Raw genomic sequence first — 17,939 nt, 5'->3', positions numbered from 1 at the left:
ACGGCCACTTAGGGTTCCGCCCTGACGGCGGCTCACTTTTGAACAGCGCAAAAGTAAGCAAAACGCTCTTGCCCCACCACTCGGCACCTCGCCTAGGCTCGGTGTGCCCGTAATCCGCCAGTGATTTGGGGGGCCGCCGCCACGCGCCATCCATGGCGCGGGGCGGCTAAACCGGCATCCCTGCCGGTTTACCCCCCAAATCCCTGTCGAATTCCGGCCAGCGTGGTTTAACGGGGCGCCTAAGATCAAAAGCAGATCAAGAGCGGCTCGCTTCGCATTGTGGTTACCATCGCAGGCAAGCCCACACATTTGCTCTGCGGTGTTCTTAAGTCTGTATTGCCAGTTCAAGGTCCAGCAGTGCCGAGCCCAGGCACTTGCCGTGGGCATCCAGCGCCAGCGAGCGGGTCACGCCGCCACGCAGGATGCCCGGCAACACGAAGTTCAGCGCCTGCACATTTGGCAATTCATAACGCCGAACCGGCTCAGCACCGGGTTCCAGTAAATCCGCGAAGAACGCTGCCACGCGCTCCGCCGTCAGCTGTTCGCACAGCAACGGATAGTCTTGCACGCGATAGGCAATGATCGAGATGTTCGACGTATCGCCCTTATCCCCGGTGCGGGAATGGGCCAGCGTATGCAGTTTCATTCTTCAATCCTCGGTTTGACCGCTTCACGGGGCAACAGCAACGACGCGACCGCCACCACCTGGCGTACGCCTTTGCTCGCCCCACCGCCGCCGGCCGGGCCGTTGGTGTAGAGGGTCTCCACTTCATTGCCGATCCGCACCGCGTCGCCACGCTCCTCACACCGGGCGGCGACCCGCAGGCGCACCTCCCAAGGCTCGACGTTGCTGCGTGGGCCGTGCAATGAATCCATACCGATCAACTCAGCGCGCAGGTCCTGCATCTTTACGCCGATCAACGCGAGACGCTTGAGTACCACGTCCCGCGCCAACTGGGCCCGTGCGACAGCGCCGGGGCCGCCGTAGGACATCTGCCCTTCACCGATCCAACCGTCCAGATAACCGACGCTGACCTTCAGCTGTTCAGGCCGGGCACGCCCGCTGGCTCCTTGGGCACGCACCCGGTCCACGCCCTCCTCGACAAACCCGACCTGGGAAAAGTCGGCCGTCACATCTGGGGTCAAGTAGGCTGCCGGGTCGTGAACTTCATAAATCAGTTGTTCGGCGCAGGTCGCGCGGCTGACCCGCCCACCGGAGCCTGCCACCTTGGTGATTACTGCACTGCCGTCGGCGTCGACCTCGGCCAGGGGAAAGCCCAGGCGTGCCAGATCCTCCACATCCTTGAAGCCGGGATCGGCGAAATAGCCGCCACTGACCTGCCCCGCGCACTCCAGCAAATGCCCCACCAACGTGCCTCGGCCCAGTCGCTGCCAATCATCAGAGGCCCAACCGAATTCAAACATCTGGGGTGCCAGGAACAGCGAAGGGTCGGCCACGCGCCCGGTGATCACCACATCGGCGTCGGCGCGCAGCGCTTCAATAATGCCCTCCACACCCAAGTAGGCATTCGCGGAAATCAGCCGCTCACCCAATGCCCCCACGGTCTGGCCGTTATCCAGCAACTGCTCGGCAGGCAAGGCGTGCAGCACGTCATCGCCGACCACGGCCACAACCTTGAGGCCCAGGCCCAGCTCGCCCGCAATACGCCGTACTTCCCTGGCCGCCGCCAGCGGGTTGGCCGCGCCCATATTGGTGATCACCCGCAGGCGTCGACGCCCCGCCCGCTGCCCCACACAGGGCAAGACACGGCGCATGCGCTCAGCGAGCAGCGGGTCATAACCACCCTGCGGGTCGCTGATACGCGCCTGTTGCGCCAGGGCGATGGTGCGTTCGGCCAGGCATTCGAAGACCAGGTAATCCAGGTCGCCGTGTTCGGCCAGTTCTACGGCAGGTTCTATACGGTCGCCGGAGTAGCCGGCGCCGGAGCCGATGCGCAAGGTGTTCATCTCAAATCACTCCCAGGAGCAACGCCGTCAGGGTCATCAACACCGAGGCGGCAAACAGGAAAGGAATGGTGAAGCGCTGGTGATCGGCCAGTTCGATCTTGCACAGGCCCACCAGCAAGAAGGTCGCAGGGGTCAGCGGGCTGACCGGGAAGCCGGTGGTGTGCACGCCCAGCAGCGAAGCCTGAGCCACTTGCAGCGGATCGACGCCCAGGGCCTTGCCGACTTCGGCGATCACCGGCATCACACCGAAATAGTAGGAATCGGGGTCAAACAACATGCTCAGGGGCATGGACAAAAAGCCCACGACGGCCGGGATCAACTTGCCGTGGCCCGCCGGGATCTGCGCCACCGCCACTTCGGCGATGGCCTTGAGCATGCCGGTGCCTTGCATGATGCCGGTAAATACCCCGGCGGCGAGCAGGATACTGGCCATGGTCAGAGCGGTTTTCGCATGGGCGTCGATGCGCGCACGCTGGGCGTCCACGTTGGGGTAGTTGATGCACAGCGCAACCACGGTGCCGAGCATGAACATCACCACCGGATCGACCCAGCCAGCGATCATCACCACCATCACCAGCACGGTCAGCATCAGGTTGACCCAGAACAACCGTGGACGACGCAGCTTGATGTCGTCATCGCTGAGCACTCGTTGCGGCACCGCCTCCACGCTGGAACCCGCGCCCAGGCCCAGGCGCTTTTCTTCGCGATGGCCCAGCCACCAGGCGCAGGCGAAGACAAAGATCAGCCCGACGATCTGCACCGGGATCAGTGGCTGAAACAGGTCAGCCACCGGCACATGCAGCGCCGCCGACGAGCGCAGCACCGGGCCGGTCCAGGGCAGAAAGTTAACCCCGGCCGCCATCGCACACACGCAGGCGAGGATGCGTTTATCAATGCCGAGGCGCGTATACAGCGGCAGCATCGCCGGCACCGTCACCAGGAAGGTCACCGCGCCAGAGCCGTCCAGGTGTACCAGCAACGCCAAGGTCGCAGTACCGACGACAATCCGTGTAGGACGGGTCCCGACCGTGCGCAGGATGCGATCAATGATGGGATCGAGCATGCCCGCATCGGTCATGATCCCGAAAAACAGGATCGCGAACACAAACATGCCAACCACGGGGGCGACGTTCTTGATACCGGTAATGATGAAAGCGCTGGTCTGCAGGCCAAACCCACCGAGCAGCGCAGCGATGATCGGCAAGGCGATCAAGGCCACCAGCGGCGAGAGGCGCTTGCTCATGACGGCAGCGAGCAGGCACAGAATGGTGATGACACCCAGGGTTGCGAGCATGGGTTACTCCAGGGCGGCCTGGTTGGCCGGTTATTGTTTTCCCTGGAGTATTGGAATCGCGCTAGGCTTTGTAAATTGCAATATTCAGCCACCGGCGTTCGGAAAAACAAAATGAAGCGACGCTCATGAAAAACAGCATCCAGCACATTCAAGCCTTCCTTGCGGTTGCCCGCACAGGCAGCTTCACCAAGGCGGCTAACGAACTGCATCTGTCGCCGTCGGCCCTCACCGTGCAGGTGCAGCAACTGGAGGACTGGCTCGGCGTCGCCCTGCTCGACCGCAGCCCGCGCCACGTGAGCATTACCGCCGCAGGCCAGGACGCGCGCGGGCCTATGGAAAAACTGCTGTTGGACCTGGACAACATCGTCACCGGCTCCCGCGACCTCGCTGCATTGCGCCGTGGCGTGGTAACCATCGCCGCCCTGCCCTCAGTTTGCGCCGGCGCCCTGCCCCCGGCCTTGCGCCTGTTTCGCGAACGCTTCGCCGGCATCGAAGTGCGCCTGCATGACCTGGTGGCCCAGCGCATTCACGCAAAGGTTCGCAACGGCGAAGTGGATTTCGGCATCGGCGTGCGCGCCCGCCTGAGCCACGGCCTGGACTTCGTGCCGGTGCTCAATGATCGGCTGTGCGCGTTTGTGCCATCGGGTCATGCGCTCGCCCATCACCGCCAATTAACCCTGGAGCAACTGGCAGACCAGCCGATCATCCTGACCGGGCGCGACAGCAGTGTGCGTGAGCAAGTGGATACGCTGTTCGATGAGACACGGCTGACGCTGAACGCCGGCATGGAAGCCAACTACATGTCGACCGTATTGGCCCTGGTGCGCCAGGGGTTGGGCATCAGTGTGCTGCCGGAGTCGGCGGCGGACAGCTTGGAGGGTTTGCAGCGGATCAGCATCGATCATCCCGGGGTGAATCGGGAGATCGGCTTGATCAGCCGCAGCGGGATGGGCTTGAGCCCGGCGGCGCAGCGCTGCTTTGAACTGCTAAATAGAGAATTATCTGACTCACCATTGAGCTAAATGTGGGAGCGGGCTTGCTCGCGAATGCGCAGTGTCAGTCACTGAATACTGAGACTGACCCACCGCATTCGCGAGCAAGCCCGCTCCCACAGTTTGACGGCGTTAACTCAGTCGAGCATCGCCACGTACTTGGGATGACTGGCCACCCGCTGCAACCATGCCTGCACCGCCGGATACGGCGCCAGGTCAAAGCCGCCTTCATGGGCCACATGGGTGTAGGCATACAATGCGATATCGGCAATTGAAAACTGCTCGCCCACTAAATAAGGCGTGGCTTGAAGCTGACGCTCCATCACCCTCAAGGCCTTGTAACCGCCCTTATGGGTGGTTTTATATTCTTCCAGCCGATCCTCGGGCATGTTCAGGTAGAACTGAATAAACCGCGCCACCGCAATGTAAGGCTCATGGCTGTACTGCTCGAAAAACTGCCACTGCAATACCTGGGTACGCAGGCGCGGTTCGGTCGGCAGGAATTCGCTGCCATCGGCGAGGAAGTTGAGGATCGCGTTGGACTCCCACAGGCAGGTGCCGTCTTCAAGCTCCAATACCGGGACCTTACCATTGGGGTTTTTGGCCAGGAACTCAGGGGTCTGGGTATCGCCCTTGAGGATATCGATATCGACCCACTCATACGGAATGCCCAACAGAGTGAGCATCAATTTGACCTTGTAGCAATTGCCCGACTTGTAATCGCCATAAACCTTGTACATGGGGCTCCCCTTTTCGCCGCGCTGACCGAATGCTTGCGCCCACAAGGTGCGGGTATCGAGGGCTTGTTTCAAGGCGTCGCGCAGAATAAATCCCCTGGCGTGGGCCTTTCATCCCTTTTCGCCCAGATAATCGAAAACATTATTTGCTTTATTTGTATACAAAAGCATAATTCGCTTCGTGCGAGTTCCTGACCTTTTGGTCAACAAACCCGCCAGTACCTCAAAGCGCCGTTGCCCACTCATGTAACCGGCGCTGGAAATAACAATAAAACGATTGAGGAGTACTCGCTGTGGATAGCCGCAAAACCGAAGCCCCTACGTTGGACCTGGCCGCGCCTCGAGGCGGTTGGCTGGAACGCCTGTTCAAACTGCGCTTGCATGGCACCACAGTGAAGACCGAGCTGATCGCCGGCCTCACCACCTTTATCACCATGGCCTACATCATCTTCGTCAACCCCAACATCATGGCCGATGCCGGTATCGATCACGGCGCGGCCTTCGTCGCCACTTGCATCGCCGCGGCGTTGGGTTGCCTGCTGATGGGCCTGTACGCCAACTGGCCCGTGGGCCTGGCGCCGGGCATGGGCTTGAACGCGTTTTTCACCTACACCGTGGTCGGCACCATGGGCTACACCTGGGAGACCGCCCTCGGCGCGGTGTTTATTTCCGGCGTGCTGTTCATGATTCTGACGCTGTCGCGCATCCGCGAATGGCTGCTCAACAGCATTCCAGTCAGCCTGCGCCATGCCATGGGCGCCGGCGTGGGCTTGTTCCTGGGAGTGATCGGCCTGAAAACCGCCGGCATCATCGTCGACAGCCCCGCCACGCTGATCAAGCTCGGCTCCCTGCACGAGCCGGCACCGCTGCTGGCGGCCGTGTGTTTCCTGTTGATCGCCATCCTCAGTTATCACCGCGTCTTCGGCGCCATCCTGATCAGCATCATCGCCGTGACCCTGGCCGGCTGGAGCCTGGGCCTGGTGCACTACAACGGCATTCTCGCCACCCCACCGAGCCTGGCACCGACCTGGATGGCAATGGACGTGATGGGTGTGTTCAATGTGAGCATGATCAGCGTGGTATTTGCCTTTCTTTTTGTACACATGTTCGACACTGCCGGTACACTCATGGGCGTTGCACAACGCGCAGGCCTGGTGAATGCCGATGGCAAGATCGACAACCTGTCGCGCGCATTGAAGGCTGACAGTGCATCCAGCGTGTTCGGCGCCATGGTCGGTGTGCCGCCGGTGACCAGTTATGTGGAAAGTGCCGCGGGTGTGGCTGCCGGCGGCCGTACGGGTTTGACTGCAGTGACCGTGGGTGTGCTGTTCGTGGCGGCGATGTTTTTTGCGCCGCTGGCCGGCATGATCCCTGCCTACGCAACGGCAGGCGCGCTGATTTATGTTGCGATGCTGATGATGGCAAGCATGGCCCATATCAATTGGGATGAAGCCACCGACAGCATTCCGGCGATCGTCACCGCGATCATGATGCCACTGACGTTTTCGGTCGCCGACGGCATCGCCCTGGGCTTTATCACTTATGTGGCGTTGAAGGCCGGCACCGGCAAGTACCGCGAAATTTCCATCAGCCTGTGGGTGCTGTGCGCGATCTTTATCGCCAAGTTCATCTTCCTGTAGTTCGGGAACGGCTGAAAAACCGCCTCACCTTCGGGTGGGGCTTTTGCATGAAGGGAGGACTGTAAATGACCTTGGAAACCTGGCTGCTGTTCAGTGGCGCTGCGCTGGTGGTAATCCTGATACCTGGCCCGCTGTCGCTGTTGATGATCAGCAACAGCCTCAACTACGGCCTGCGCCGCTCGTACCCGGCGTTTCTCGGCGGCGTGTTCGCCTCGATCTGCCTGTTGAGCGCCTCGGCCCTGGGCCTGGGCGCGCTGTTGCTGGCCTCCGAGCAGTTGTTCAGCGCGCTGAAGATCGTCGGCGCGCTGTACCTGTTCTACCTCGCCTGGCAGAGCTGGCAACAGTCGCGCCAGCCCAGCCAGGGTGCAGTCGTGCCGCAAACCCCCACTGTGCCGCGCTTTCGCGCCTTGTTTGGTCGCGCATTTGTGCTGGGTGCCAGTAACCCCAAGGACATTCTGTTTTTCGCCGCCTTCCTGCCGCAATTTCTCAATGCCCAGCAGGCCTTTTTACCGCAGTTGCTGATCATGATCGCCACCTGGACGGTGCTCGACCTGCTGTGCAAGCTGGCTTACGGCCTCGGCGCCCATGGCGCGGCGCGGTACTTGCGTTCTGGCGCTGGCCAGAGCTGGTTCAACCGGGTCAGCGCCGCGCTGTTCGGCGGCGCCGGCGCGGTGTCGCTTATCGGGGCGAGGGGCTCACTTTGACGAAATAGACGGTGGGAGAAAGCGTCCTCTTGGTCGGCCATTGAATGCCTGCCACGATCCGAACCAGGCGCCCTTCGTCCAGCGCGAGCTTGACGCCCTGCAATGGAAGCGCATTGGAGTGTTTGCTGAGTGCGTCGCTAAACCAAAGATCCGAGAGTCGGGTATTTAGCTGAATACTGGCCTCCTCCACCCAGCTGGGTGACACGTAGTACAGCTGGTTTGAGTTGGGATGAGTCGCGATCAGATCATCCATTGCCCTGCCGTGCTTCACTTTTACTTCGCGGACATTGAAACCCTGCTGCTCCAATACGCTCTTGATGGCCGCGCGTTGGGCAGTGCTTCGCTCAACCGCGACCGACCGGCCACCGAATAAAAGCGATGGGTCTAATCCCGCCACCTTAAAGTCAACGCGGGTGAAACCAGGCGCCTGGTCTTCGTAACCGATGTGTACCCTGGTGTACGGCTTTTCAGTGGGCCGCAACATTCGCAATAAATCATCTGTCTGGCCAATGTTCCCCTGGGTCGGGGTTAACCACGTATCGAGTGTCGAACGCACATTAAGTAGGTGAGTGGCCGTTACCTGGCGCGTAGAGCCTGACAACTCAATCAGCCTTTCGGCGGTGAACCTTTGGCTACTGACGGTCATGGTAGGGAATGCCGTACCGATATACTGCTGCAGCGGCCTGTCAAACAAGGGCGCATGGAACCGCCATTGGTTCGTCAGGGTGTTATATGACGCCGGAAGGGGTTGTTCCGCGAGTTCAGTGGCTGTCCAACGCCCAATATCAACCCGTGCGGCTGAAACCGGCGTCCAGTCCCTGGTGATAAACACGATACCCGTCAACGGCGCCTGATCACCTTGGGGCAGCAACCTGTAATAAACGTTCGAAGGGTCCCTTATGTTGGTATAAACAGGAGCCACCCTGAGAACGTGGTGCGGCCCCCTGCGGGCATCCTTCCCGATATAAAACACCCCAGGAGCGGCAGAAGCAAAATCGGCATCCAACCCAGGTGAAATACGCCAACTGAACCAACGGTCCCCCATTGCAGACGACTGAAGGATGGCGTTTTCAGTCACCCCACGTGCAGTGGATGGTCGCCAGGTCGGCACGGCCGCAGGCCACGGCTGACGGGCCGCCGAACTGCTTCCCGCCACCGGTTGAGGCGTATCGGCCCCGAGTAACCACTCTGGGGGCTGATGGATATTCAATACCAGTTCATTTTGCGATTCTTTAAAGCGCACGACCGATTCGGCCTTGCGCTGATACACCGTGTAGAGCTCGCCCCCCTCGGCAAGCAACTGCTGGCCATTCTTCACGTACTGAGTCTTGCTTGCTGGCCCCTTCAACTCAACGGCGCCTTCCAATACGTCGGTTGATTTGAAGCGCGCAAGCAGATGAGTCGGCTTGCTCGACGGCGCCTTCAGGCCTGTGAGAGCGAATGTGTTGCCTTTATAGCGAGGCAGAGCGCCCCGTGCGACGCGAGCACCCTTGGGGCCTGGGGCAAAGGTAGACAGCACATCAATAAATGCAAAGAGCGTCAGAGCCACCACATCTACCGCGTCATGACCAGAACCGCTCAAATGATAGCGCCGCGCCGCCAGCAGCATCTCATACAAGCTGATGCCCACCCCTAGCACTGGAATAAATGCCAGTAACCCACGAATCGTGGCCTCGAACTGTTCTCTCAGGCGTCGCTCACGGTACTCCCCCAGTGCCTGGGAGGAATTGGACCGAGCCTGCGTACGTCGTTGCAGCTCGAACACCCGGGCATGGGCCAGCAGCGCCGTGGGATTGGAATGGGAGGTGGTCACAACCTCCAACCAACTTTCTGGTTGCAGCGCAATCTGCTCCTCGATTTGCGCTTCGACAGCTTCAAGCCCGGCCGCCGGGTCTTTATGCTTGAGCAGGAAGAATTCAACGAGAACCGCCATGAGGTCTGCCCCGGGGAGGAGACGATGCTTGGCCGAGTCAGGCAGCCTGGGCTCTAGCTGGAGGCTTTCGTCTGGATAATCTTGCACCGCCTGATGCTCCCAGCCGGGAGCCACCAGGCGCGCCAACTCTTTCAGGTTGGCAGGTAATGCGCCCAACCGATTCAGGGCTTGCTCGGCCTCGGCCAAACTGGGGTACCCGACCAGCACCCGACTTGCCACTGCCGTGGGCCAGTACACCACGCATTTCCCCGTGGGCTTGTCATGAATCACCAGTACCCCGGCGATGTGGCGATCATATTCCAGGGTAACGCCCACCAGGCGCAGGACAGCCAGTTGCACGTCAAACTCGTCGTTTTTCAGATCGCCTGCCTTGCGCGCGGCCATGGCGAAGGTAAACAGACGCTGGCTCCAATCGTTCAAGCCTTGTCGCGCCGCCGAGTACAACTGCATCTCGGCGCGCTGTTTAAAGCCTCGATCGACCAGCGCCTGAGACAGCCCGAAGGACGAGCCAGGGCTCGGATAAAAAGCCTTACGGATCTGCTTGTCGTATTCGCCCCCCACATTCAGCGATGCGATCATTTTGATCAGGTAGCTCACACTCAAGCGTTCTTTCCAGACGGGTTCCAGCCAGCGCGCCCGGTTCAAGCGCCAGCGGGTCCAAGGCGCCTCAGGGTTGAGGTTGTGCAACGCCAATTGCAGCATGCTGAAGGTGGTACGTTCCTTACTGACCACCGTTTTAATCTGACGGTCACCCACCGCCCCCTGGCTCGTCCAGCCCTCGTAGTGAGTGCTGACATCATCGGGCATGTCGAACAGGGGGGTATCGATATCCAATTGCGGATAGAAACCGTCCACGGTCAATTTGGCAATCAGGGCTTGGCGAGCAAAGGGCTCCAAGTCAGGCAAGTCCTGCCAGAGCTTGGTTTCCAGTGCAAAAATGCTGACCAGATAGCGGCGTAACAAACGCTTATAGTGTTTGCGCTGAGCGGGCGATGCGATGCCGAGCCACGAAGGGAGTTTTTTGGCCTCAGCAGCTGCCGCCTGCAACAAGTCGATGTTGGCCAAGGCCAGTGTTCGAGCATCATTGTCAGGTACTTGCAGACACTCGAACAGCTCCCGAGCCAGCAACATCCGGCTCAGCTGCGGATCACTCACTTCGCTGAACAGTCTCTTACCCTTGTCAATACGCTTGTTCAGCGCGATATGGTGTACCGCCAGTTTCATGAACAGGTCTTTGAACATGTAACGCTCGATCGCGGTGTAGCTCACCACCAGTGCAGCCGTCTGCGGCAGCAAACTGATCGACGTGCGCACCGCCTCGCGCCGGTGACGCTCGATGCAGCGCCATAACACCGAGCTATCGCGGCTTTTCAGGCTGGCTTGCAGGCCCGCGACAAAGGCGTTCAAGCTATCGAATGTCACCAGCCCGCCATGCTGGCCCATCACATATAACACTACGGGATACAGGGCCCCCGGCTGAGTCCGAGCCGCTTGGGTGGTTACCACTACTGCGCCCAGCAATGGGTACAATTTGGTTGCCTCGCCACCCACGGAGACTTGCAGTACACAGCTGTCCGTGGACTTGGCCCCGGGTACCCATGCTTCATTCAACACAGCCTCCAGACACTCCAGATGGGCGCGACTCATCAGGCCCAAGCGGTGTTGCATCTGCGCCTCCCCAAGCAAGGCGTCACGCTGCGCTTGCATTAGCAACGAACCACGTGTGCGTGAGCCCTCGGGTTTCTCCAGCCAGTAATCACTCTGAAACACGCGTTCAAGCGGGCTTTGCGCCCACTTGCGCGCCACCGCAACCTGGTCCTGCCATTGGCGTTCAAGGCGCAAAAATTCCTGGTAGCCCGCGCTGGCGCTGCCCACATCCGTGGCGTCCAGCAAACCCATCAGTTTTTTTTCGTAACGCTTGAGCTGTGCTTGCTGGGTTTTGAACGCGAGGTCCGGCGTCAGGCGCCCAAGTACAATTTCGTCACTGCGGCGCTTGTAATCCCACTCCAACAAGGCATCCAGGGTACGGCCCAACCGAGTGAACGCCACCACACGCTGGCGCCCTTTTTGGATAAACCTGAGAAAGCGTTGGATACCGGCGATAGCCGGCTGTCCCGCGTCCTGAATGCCCATCACCCCATGATTGATCGATAAGGCACACGCCAGCTCATTATCCCATTGCCCGTCCAGCAATTCGCGCGCACTGTTTTGCAACGCGTCCCCATGTTGCCGGACGAATGTCATGGGCGTTGCGCCGATGGTGTTACACGCCTCATGCCTACGACGCAGCGGCAGGCATTGCCATAAAGCACTGCTCAAGGGGCCGTTGACCAGTAGCGGCAAATCACACTGCAGCTGGTTAAAAGAGTCGAACTCATAGAATTCGCGGAACAGACCGGGCAGATAAATAACCTGGGGCGTCCCCCCGACGACGCCATCACGATAAATATGCAGAGCCCCCGGGATGGGCACCATGGCCCGATTAGTCCCGGGCCACATGATGTGGCTCACCTGAATCGCAGCCCATTCCCCGCCGGCCTTCTGACGCAAGCCGGCGTCAGGTATTTGCAGCAGTTTGCTTAGCATGTCATAGCCACTGTCCGTCAGTTGAGACGTGCGATGGGCCAAAAACGCATTTTCGGCGAACAACGATGTGCGCAATTGCACCCAGCGCTCTCGACGTGTCAGCCAGGAACCGTGGGCCAACTGCTGCCAATACTCGGCTACCGCGCGCTCGAACCGAGCGAGCAGCGCCAAGTCCTTGACCCGAACCAATGCTTCCCTGGCGGTAAACGTTAGACGTTTGGTCGGATCATCCTTGAGGCTCAATGAGGTGAACTGGTTGATATTGAGCGGTACATTGGGCTGGATCAGCAACGCCAGGGCCCGCTCGGTCAAGCTGTTGACCTTGCGCGCGGGAGCCGGCGGCAGAGGTTCGGTGAACAGTAAGGTGTCAGGGTCGAGGCCGAAGGCTTCGCGCAATGCGCCACGAATGACCCCCAGTATCCTCGGTGCGCGTCCAATCAGGCCGCTGAGGGCTTTGGCCGATTCGCGTCCCCTGACCTGAGCCTGGTGGATCTGGTTGATTTCATGGCTGGGGTGCGCGACCGCATTGAGCCGACGGGTCAGCAACACGCGAATGGCCTCGTCACGCTCCAGGGAAGAGGTGTGTGGGTCATCGAAATCAAGCTTGTCGGCCCAGGCCGTGGTGTCGGTGCTCATAGCGACTATTCCGTTCAGAAAAGCCGAGACTAGGCACCGCTGCCGCCCAGGGTGCGTTACATACTTGAGCGGCCAATTCACAAGCCACGGGCAAAAAAAAGCCCGCAGTGTGCGCGGGCGAAACCAACGAAGAGCATTTGGGGGTGTGAAGCGAGGTGACGACTCAGCTACCGCGATAAGTGGAGTAGCTGTAAGGCGAAATCAGCAAAGGCACATGGTAATGATCCTGTTCGGCACTGATGCCAAAGCGCAGTACCACCACGTCCAGAAAAGCCGGCTCGGGCAATTGCACGCCACGGGCACGGTAGTAATCACCGGCGCTGAACTGCAGTTGGTACACGCCGCTGCGGTAGTCGTCGCCTTGCAGCAGCGGCGCGTCGCAACGGCCATCGCTGTTGGTGGTGGCGGTGGCAACCAGCTCCAGCTGCGCGCCTTCGACGCGGTACAGCTCAACCTTGATGGCGCTGCCGGGGCAGCCGTGCGCGGCGTCCAAAACGTGTGTGGTCAAACGTCCCATGGCTTTTATGCGCCTCCCGAAGTCAGTAATAGGAAAACCCGCACTCTTTCAGGGCAGTGAAAAAGCCGGCGATGGCTGATTAAGACATTTTCAACGAAAATTGTACACAATAAATTTCACAGCGCTTCAACCCCCCGTAGGAGCGAGCTTGCTCGCGAAAAACGCCAACGATAACGCGGGCTCTCAGGATGAAAAGTGGCGCCCTCAGGTTTTTCGCGAGCAAGCTCGCTCCTACAGTGGGCTTTTTGATTTTAACCTGACCACTTAGGCAAGTTTCTTGCAGAGACCCGTAGAGCGCCCGTTCAGAAAAAATGCAGAAATGCAGGCTTACAAAGTTCGCGATAAGTTGTATACAATCACTCATCGCTGTGACGCCACTCAGTCATTCCACTGCCCGGCCGCCACACATTTGCTACCACGAACAAGAAGGAAGACTGCAGTGAGCGCTGACTACCCACGCGACCTGATCGGTTACGGCAGTAACCCTCCTCACCCCCACTGGCCGGGCAAGGCACGCATTGCGCTGTCGTTCGTACTCAACTACGAAGAAGGCGGCGAGCGCAACATTCTGCACGGTGACAAAGAGTCAGAAGCCTTCCTCTCGGAAATGGTCTCGGCCCAGCCGCTGCAAGGCGAGCGCAACATGAGCATGGAGTCGCTGTACGAGTACGGCAGCCGTGCCGGCGTGTGGCGCATCCTCAAGCTGTTCAAAGAATTCGACATCCCGCTGACCATCTTCGCCGTGGCCATGGCCGCCCAGCGCCATCCGGATGTGATCCGCGCCATGGTCGCCGCCGGCCACGAGATCTGCAGCCACGGCTACCGCTGGATCGACTACCAGTACATGGACGAGGCCCAGGAGCGCGAGCACATGCTCGAAGCCATCCGCATCCTCACCGAACTCACCGGCGAACGCCCGCTGGGCTGGTACACCGGCCGCACCGGCCCCAACACCCGTCGCCTGGTGATGGAGGAAGGCGGTTTCCTGTATGACTGCGACACCTACGACGACGACCTGCCCTACTGGGAACCCAACACCCCCCACGGCAAGCCGCATTTGGTGATCCCCTACACCCTGGACACCAACGACATGCGCTTCACCCAGGTGCAGGGCTTCAACAAGGGCGATGACTTTTTCGAGTACCTCAAGGACGCCTTCGACGTGCTGTATGCCGAAGGCGCCGAGGCGCCGAAGATGCTCTCCATCGGCCTGCATTGCCGCCTGATCGGCCGCCCGGCACGCCTGGCCTCGCTCAAGCGCTTCATTGAATACGTCAAAGGCCATGACCAGGTGTGGTTCACCCGCCGCGTGGACATCGCCCGTCACTGGCACCAAACCCACCCTTTCCCGGGAGCGGCGAAATGACTGCGTTCCAAACCCTTAAACCTTCGACCTTGAGCCGCGACGCCTTCGTCCAGGCCTTTGCCGACATCTACGAACACTCGCCATGGGTGGCCGAAAAGGCCTTCGACCTGGGCCAGGACGCGTCGATCGACCAGATCGAAACCCTGCACCAGCGCATGAGCGATATCCTGTTGAGCGCTGATCACGCCTCGCAACTGGCGCTGATCAATGCTCACCCGGACCTGGCCGGCAAAGCTGCCGTCCAGGGCCAACTGACCCAAGCCAGCACCGATGAACAAGCGGGCGCGGGTATTCACCAATGCACGGCCGAAGAGTTTTCTCGCTTCACCGAGCTGAATGAGGCCTACAAAGCCAAGTTCAAGTTTCCCTTCATCATGGCGGTAAAAGGCAGCAACCGGCACCAGATCCTCGCCGCGTTCGAAACGCGCATCCACAACTCTGCGGACGCTGAGTTCAAGTGCGCGCTGGACGAGATCAACAAGATCGCGTTGTTCCGTTTACTGAACCTCTAGCAGTCCATCCCCAGCCACTCTATCTAAGGCAGACAAGAAGAATGAAAGCTTACGCCGTACCTTTCGAGAAGTTCGTCAACCTGGCCGACGCCCGCCTGGGCACCAAGATCATCTCGGTGACCGATGACTGGTTCGCTGACGCCAACCGCCTGTTCCAGCCGACCCCGGCCGTGTGGAAGGAGGGCGTTTTCGATGACAACGGCAAGTGGATGGACGGCTGGGAGTCACGCCGCAAGCGCTTCGAAGGCTACGACAGCGCGGTGATCCGCCTGGGCGTGCCGGGTTCGATCAAAGGCGTGGACATCGACACTTCATTCTTCACCGGCAACTTCCCGCCGTCGGCCTCCCTGGAAGCCTGCTTCCTGGCCTCGGGCGAGCCGGATGCCAACACCCAGTGGGTGGAAGTGCTGTCGGCCGTCGAGCTGCAAGGCAACAGCCACCACTACCACGAGATCAACAACGACCAAGCGTTCAGCCACCTGCGCTTCAACATCTACCCGGATGGCGGCGTAGCGCGTCTGCGGGTGTACGGTGTGCCGTTCCGCGACTGGTCTTCGGTGGGCGACAACGAACAGGTCGACCTGGCTGCCGCGCTCAATGGCGGCCGTGCCCTGGCCTGTTCCGACGAACACTTCGGCCGCATGAGCAACATCCTCAACCCGGGCCGTGGCATCAACATGGGCGATGGCTGGGAAACCGCACGTCGTCGCACGCCTGGCAATGACTGGGTGATCGTCGCCCTGGGCCACCCGGGCGAGATCGAGAAAATCGTGGTCGACACCCTGCACTTCAAGGGCAACTACCCGGACACCTGCTCGATCCAGGGCGCCTTTGTGAAAGGCGGCACCGACAGCCAGATCGAAACCCAATCGCTGTTCTGGCGCGAACTGCTGCCGGCACAGAAGCTGGAAATGCACGCCGAACACACCTTCGCCGAGCAGATCAAGGCGCTGGGGCCGATTACCCACATCCGCTTGAACGTGTTCCCGGATGGTGGTGTGAGTCGCCTGCGCGTGCTGGGCAAAGTGTCGAAATAAGCGGTGATGCCATCGCAGGCAAGCCAGCTCCCACAGGGGAATGCATTCCAAATGTGGGAGCGGGCTTGCCCGCGATAGCAATAGACCAAACAACACAGTATTCGGATAAGAAGACAGCCATGCGCACACTGATGATCGAACCTTTGACCAAAGAAGCCTTCGCCCCCTTCGGAGACGTTATCGAAACCGACGGCAGCGACCACTTCATGATCAACAACGGGTCGACCATGCGTTTTCACAAACTGGCCACGGTCGAAACCGCGAAGCCGGAAGACCAGGCCATCATCAGCATCTTCCGCGCCGACGCGCAGGACATGCCGCTGACTGTGTGCATGCTGGAGAGACACCCGCTGGGCAGCCAGGCTTTCATCCCGCTGCTCGGCAACCCCTTTCTGATCGTGGTCGCGCCACTTGGCGATGAACCTGTATCGGGCTTGGTCCGCGCCTTCGTCACCAACGGCAGGCAGGGCATTAATTACCATCGCGGCGTCTGGCACCACCCGGTGCTGACGATCGAAAAGCGGGATGACTTCCTGGTGGTTGATCGCAGTGGCACAGGCAATAACTGCGATGAGCATTTTTTCAAAGAGGATGAGCGGTTGATCCTCGCCCCCCACCAATAAGAGAAGGTCTGATCACCCGACAACAAGGGTGACAGGCGAGAGGTAAAGACTGTGGAAGCACATCTGTTGGAATGGCTGAACCTGAGCGTGCGCTGGGTTCACATGATCACTGGCGTCGCCTGGATCGGCGCTTCTTTCTACTTCGTCTGGCTGGAAAACAACCTTAATCGCGTCAACCCCAAGAACGGCCTGGCCGGCGACTTGTGGGCGATCCACGGTGGCGGTATCTACCACCTGGAAAAATACAAACTGGCCCCACCGACCATGCCGGACAACCTGCACTGGTTCAAATGGGAAGCCTATTTCACCTGGATGTCGGGCGTCGCGCTGCTGTGCGTGGTGTTCTACCTCAACCCGACGCTGTACCTGCTCGCCCCCGGCAGCAGCCTCAGCGGCACCGAAGGCGTATTGCTGGGCATCGGCTCACTGTTCGCCGGCTGGTTCATCTACTCCTTCCTCTGCGACTCGGCCCTGGGCAAACGCCCTGCCCTGCTCGGCTTGATCCTGTTCGTACTGTTGATTGCGGCGGCCTACGGCTTCAGCAAAGTGTTCAGCGGCCGCGGTGCGTACCTGCACGTGGGTGCGGTGATCGGCACGATCATGGTCGGTAACGTGTTCCGCATCATCATGCCGGCCCAACGCGCGCTGGTGGCGGCTATCGCCGAGAACCGCACCCCCGACCCGGCGCTGCCGGCCAAGGGCCTGCTGCGTTCACGCCACAACAACTACTTCACCTTGCCGGTGCTGTTCATCATGATCAGCAACCACTTCCCGAGCACCTATGGCAGCCAATACAACTGGCTGATCCTGGCCGGGATCGCGGTGGCGGCGGTGTTGGTGCGCCACTACTTCAACACCCGGCATGACAGCCAGAAGTATGCGTGGACCTTGCCCGTGGGCGCCTTGGCGATGATCAGCCTGGCCTACGTGACCGGGCCCAAGCCCGCTGAGCCGATTGCCAAGGCACCGGCTGCCATCGAGTACCAACCCCTGCCGGAAACTGCATTGGGCGGTGGCTTGAAACCGGCCGCGCCTGCCGCACCCGCCGCTGAACCGGCACCGGCCCAGGCCACCACGGACTTCGGCCAGGTGCACCACGTGATCGAGCAACGCTGCACCGTGTGCCACTCGGCCAAGCCCACCAGCCCGCTGTTCAGCACCGCTCCGGCTGGGGTGATGTTCGACACACCGGCACAGATCCAGCAGCAGGCCGCGCGGATTCAAGCGCAGGCCGTGGCCAGCCAGATCATGCCGCTGGGCAACATTACCCAGATGACCCAGCAGGAGCGGGATTTGATTGGTTCCTGGATCAACCAGGGGGCGCGCACCAACTGACAGTCTGACGCAGATCCAAATGTGGGAGCGGGCTTGCTCGCGAATGCGGTGTGTCATTC

Annotated in this window: 14 protein-coding genes; 8 read left to right on the top strand and 6 right to left on the bottom strand. The window is 60.3% G+C overall.

All coding sequences use genetic code 11. The features are described from left to right. Positions 1-325: 325 nt before the first annotated feature. From MF6394_RS12985 to MF6394_RS12975, 3 genes are read right to left on the bottom strand one after another with little or no spacing between them, the layout of a single operon-like run. On the bottom strand, positions 326-646 hold the full coding sequence (locus MF6394_RS12985; protein ID WP_078466804.1) for an AtuA-related protein: 321 nt from the start codon (positions 644-646) through the stop codon (positions 326-328). Next, entirely contained in the window at positions 643-1,968 is a 1,326-nt protein-coding gene (locus tag MF6394_RS12980) for an acyclic terpene utilization AtuA family protein (protein WP_078466803.1), read from the bottom strand. Before MF6394_RS12980 ends, MF6394_RS12985 begins: the two co-directional genes overlap by 4 nt. Position 1,969: 1 nt before the next feature. Beyond that, a complete protein-coding gene (locus MF6394_RS12975; RefSeq protein WP_078466802.1) occupies positions 1,970-3,262 on the bottom strand; it encodes a CitMHS family transporter in 1,293 nt (430 codons plus the stop codon). Between the two features lie 125 nt (positions 3,263-3,387). On the opposite strand from MF6394_RS12975, the gene MF6394_RS12970 reads away from it, so the two are divergent. Next, on the top strand, positions 3,388-4,284 hold the full coding sequence (locus MF6394_RS12970) for a LysR family transcriptional regulator (protein WP_032896009.1): 897 nt from the start codon (positions 3,388-3,390) through the stop codon (positions 4,282-4,284). A gap of 107 nt (positions 4,285-4,391) precedes the next feature. On the opposite strand, the gene MF6394_RS12965 is transcribed toward MF6394_RS12970, so the two are convergent. After that, positions 4,392-4,994, bottom strand: coding sequence for a glutathione S-transferase family protein (locus MF6394_RS12965; RefSeq protein ID WP_078466801.1), 603 nt, complete (start codon positions 4,992-4,994; stop codon positions 4,392-4,394). A gap of 290 nt (positions 4,995-5,284) precedes the next feature. Here MF6394_RS12965 and MF6394_RS12960 point away from each other — a divergent pair, with 290 nt between their 5' ends. After that, positions 5,285-6,631, top strand: a complete 1,347-nt coding sequence (locus tag MF6394_RS12960) for an NCS2 family permease (protein WP_078466800.1) — start codon at positions 5,285-5,287, stop codon at positions 6,629-6,631. A 65-nt stretch (positions 6,632-6,696) separates the two neighbouring features. Next, positions 6,697-7,335, top strand: coding sequence for a LysE family translocator (locus MF6394_RS12955; protein WP_044271669.1), 639 nt, complete (start codon positions 6,697-6,699; stop codon positions 7,333-7,335). Here the strand turns inward: MF6394_RS12955 and MF6394_RS12950 are convergent. Together MF6394_RS12950 and uraH are read right to left on the bottom strand one after the other, a co-directional pair. After that, the gene (locus tag MF6394_RS12950) at positions 7,310-12,490 is read right to left on the bottom strand and encodes a dermonecrotic toxin domain-containing protein (RefSeq protein WP_078466799.1); all 5,181 of its coding nucleotides are present in this window, start codon (positions 12,488-12,490) and stop codon (positions 7,310-7,312) included. The two genes, MF6394_RS12955 and MF6394_RS12950, sit on opposite strands and share 26 nt — an antisense overlap. Before the next feature lie 163 nt (positions 12,491-12,653). Then, positions 12,654-13,007: a hydroxyisourate hydrolase gene (gene uraH / locus MF6394_RS12945; protein WP_032896006.1), complete on the bottom strand. Its 354-nt coding sequence runs from the start codon at positions 13,005-13,007 to the stop codon at positions 12,654-12,656. Positions 13,008-13,446: 439 nt separating this feature from the next. Between uraH and puuE the strand changes: the two genes are divergently transcribed. The 5 genes from puuE to MF6394_RS12915 all read left to right on the top strand — a co-directional run bounded on the left by puuE (position 13,447) and on the right by MF6394_RS12915 (position 17,880). Then, positions 13,447-14,373: an allantoinase PuuE gene (gene puuE, locus MF6394_RS12935; RefSeq protein ID WP_044271671.1), complete on the top strand. Its 927-nt coding sequence runs from the start codon at positions 13,447-13,449 to the stop codon at positions 14,371-14,373. Continuing rightward, positions 14,370-14,885, top strand: a complete 516-nt coding sequence (gene uraD, locus MF6394_RS12930) for a 2-oxo-4-hydroxy-4-carboxy-5-ureidoimidazoline decarboxylase (RefSeq protein WP_044271673.1) — start codon at positions 14,370-14,372, stop codon at positions 14,883-14,885. Before puuE ends, uraD begins: the two co-directional genes overlap by 4 nt. 41 nt (positions 14,886-14,926) lie before the next feature. Next, entirely contained in the window at positions 14,927-15,922 is a 996-nt protein-coding gene (gene alc, locus MF6394_RS12925; RefSeq protein ID WP_014719294.1) for an allantoicase, read from the top strand. A 119-nt stretch (positions 15,923-16,041) separates the two neighbouring features. Further along, entirely contained in the window at positions 16,042-16,545 is a 504-nt protein-coding gene (locus MF6394_RS12920; protein WP_078466798.1) for an ureidoglycolate lyase, read from the top strand. Positions 16,546-16,596: 51 nt separating this feature from the next. After that, a complete protein-coding gene (locus MF6394_RS12915; RefSeq protein WP_047711478.1) occupies positions 16,597-17,880 on the top strand; it encodes a urate hydroxylase PuuD in 1,284 nt (427 codons plus the stop codon). Positions 17,881-17,939 lie beyond the last annotated feature (59 nt).

Origin of the sequence: Pseudomonas sp. MF6394, from assembly GCF_002018845.1 — a bacterium.
Taxonomy (GTDB): Bacteria; Pseudomonadota; Gammaproteobacteria; order Pseudomonadales; family Pseudomonadaceae; genus Aquipseudomonas; species Aquipseudomonas lactis.
This window is presented reverse-complemented; position numbering and strand designations above follow the sequence as displayed.

Excerpts from the sequence above, each read along its gene's own strand:
- MF6394_RS12985 (WP_078466804.1), bottom strand. The coding sequence starts at position 646 with ATGAAACTGCATACGCTGGCCCATTCCCGCACCGGGGATAAGGGCGAT.
- MF6394_RS12980 (WP_078466803.1), bottom strand. The coding sequence starts at position 1,968 with ATGAACACCTTGCGCATCGGCTCCGGCGCCGGCTACTCCGGCGACCGT.
- MF6394_RS12975 (WP_078466802.1), bottom strand. The coding sequence starts at position 3,262 with ATGCTCGCAACCCTGGGTGTCATCACCATTCTGTGCCTGCTCGCTGCC.
- MF6394_RS12970 (WP_032896009.1), top strand. The coding sequence starts at position 3,388 with ATGAAAAACAGCATCCAGCACATTCAAGCCTTCCTTGCGGTTGCCCGC.
- MF6394_RS12965 (WP_078466801.1), bottom strand. The coding sequence starts at position 4,994 with ATGTACAAGGTTTATGGCGATTACAAGTCGGGCAATTGCTACAAGGTC.
- MF6394_RS12955 (WP_044271669.1), top strand. The coding sequence starts at position 6,697 with ATGACCTTGGAAACCTGGCTGCTGTTCAGTGGCGCTGCGCTGGTGGTA.
- MF6394_RS12950 (WP_078466799.1), bottom strand. The coding sequence starts at position 12,490 with ATGAGCACCGACACCACGGCCTGGGCCGACAAGCTTGATTTCGATGAC.
- uraH (WP_032896006.1), bottom strand. The coding sequence starts at position 13,007 with ATGGGACGTTTGACCACACACGTTTTGGACGCCGCGCACGGCTGCCCC.
- uraD (WP_044271673.1), top strand. The coding sequence starts at position 14,370 with ATGACTGCGTTCCAAACCCTTAAACCTTCGACCTTGAGCCGCGACGCC.
- alc (WP_014719294.1), top strand. The coding sequence starts at position 14,927 with ATGAAAGCTTACGCCGTACCTTTCGAGAAGTTCGTCAACCTGGCCGAC.
- MF6394_RS12920 (WP_078466798.1), top strand. The coding sequence starts at position 16,042 with ATGCGCACACTGATGATCGAACCTTTGACCAAAGAAGCCTTCGCCCCC.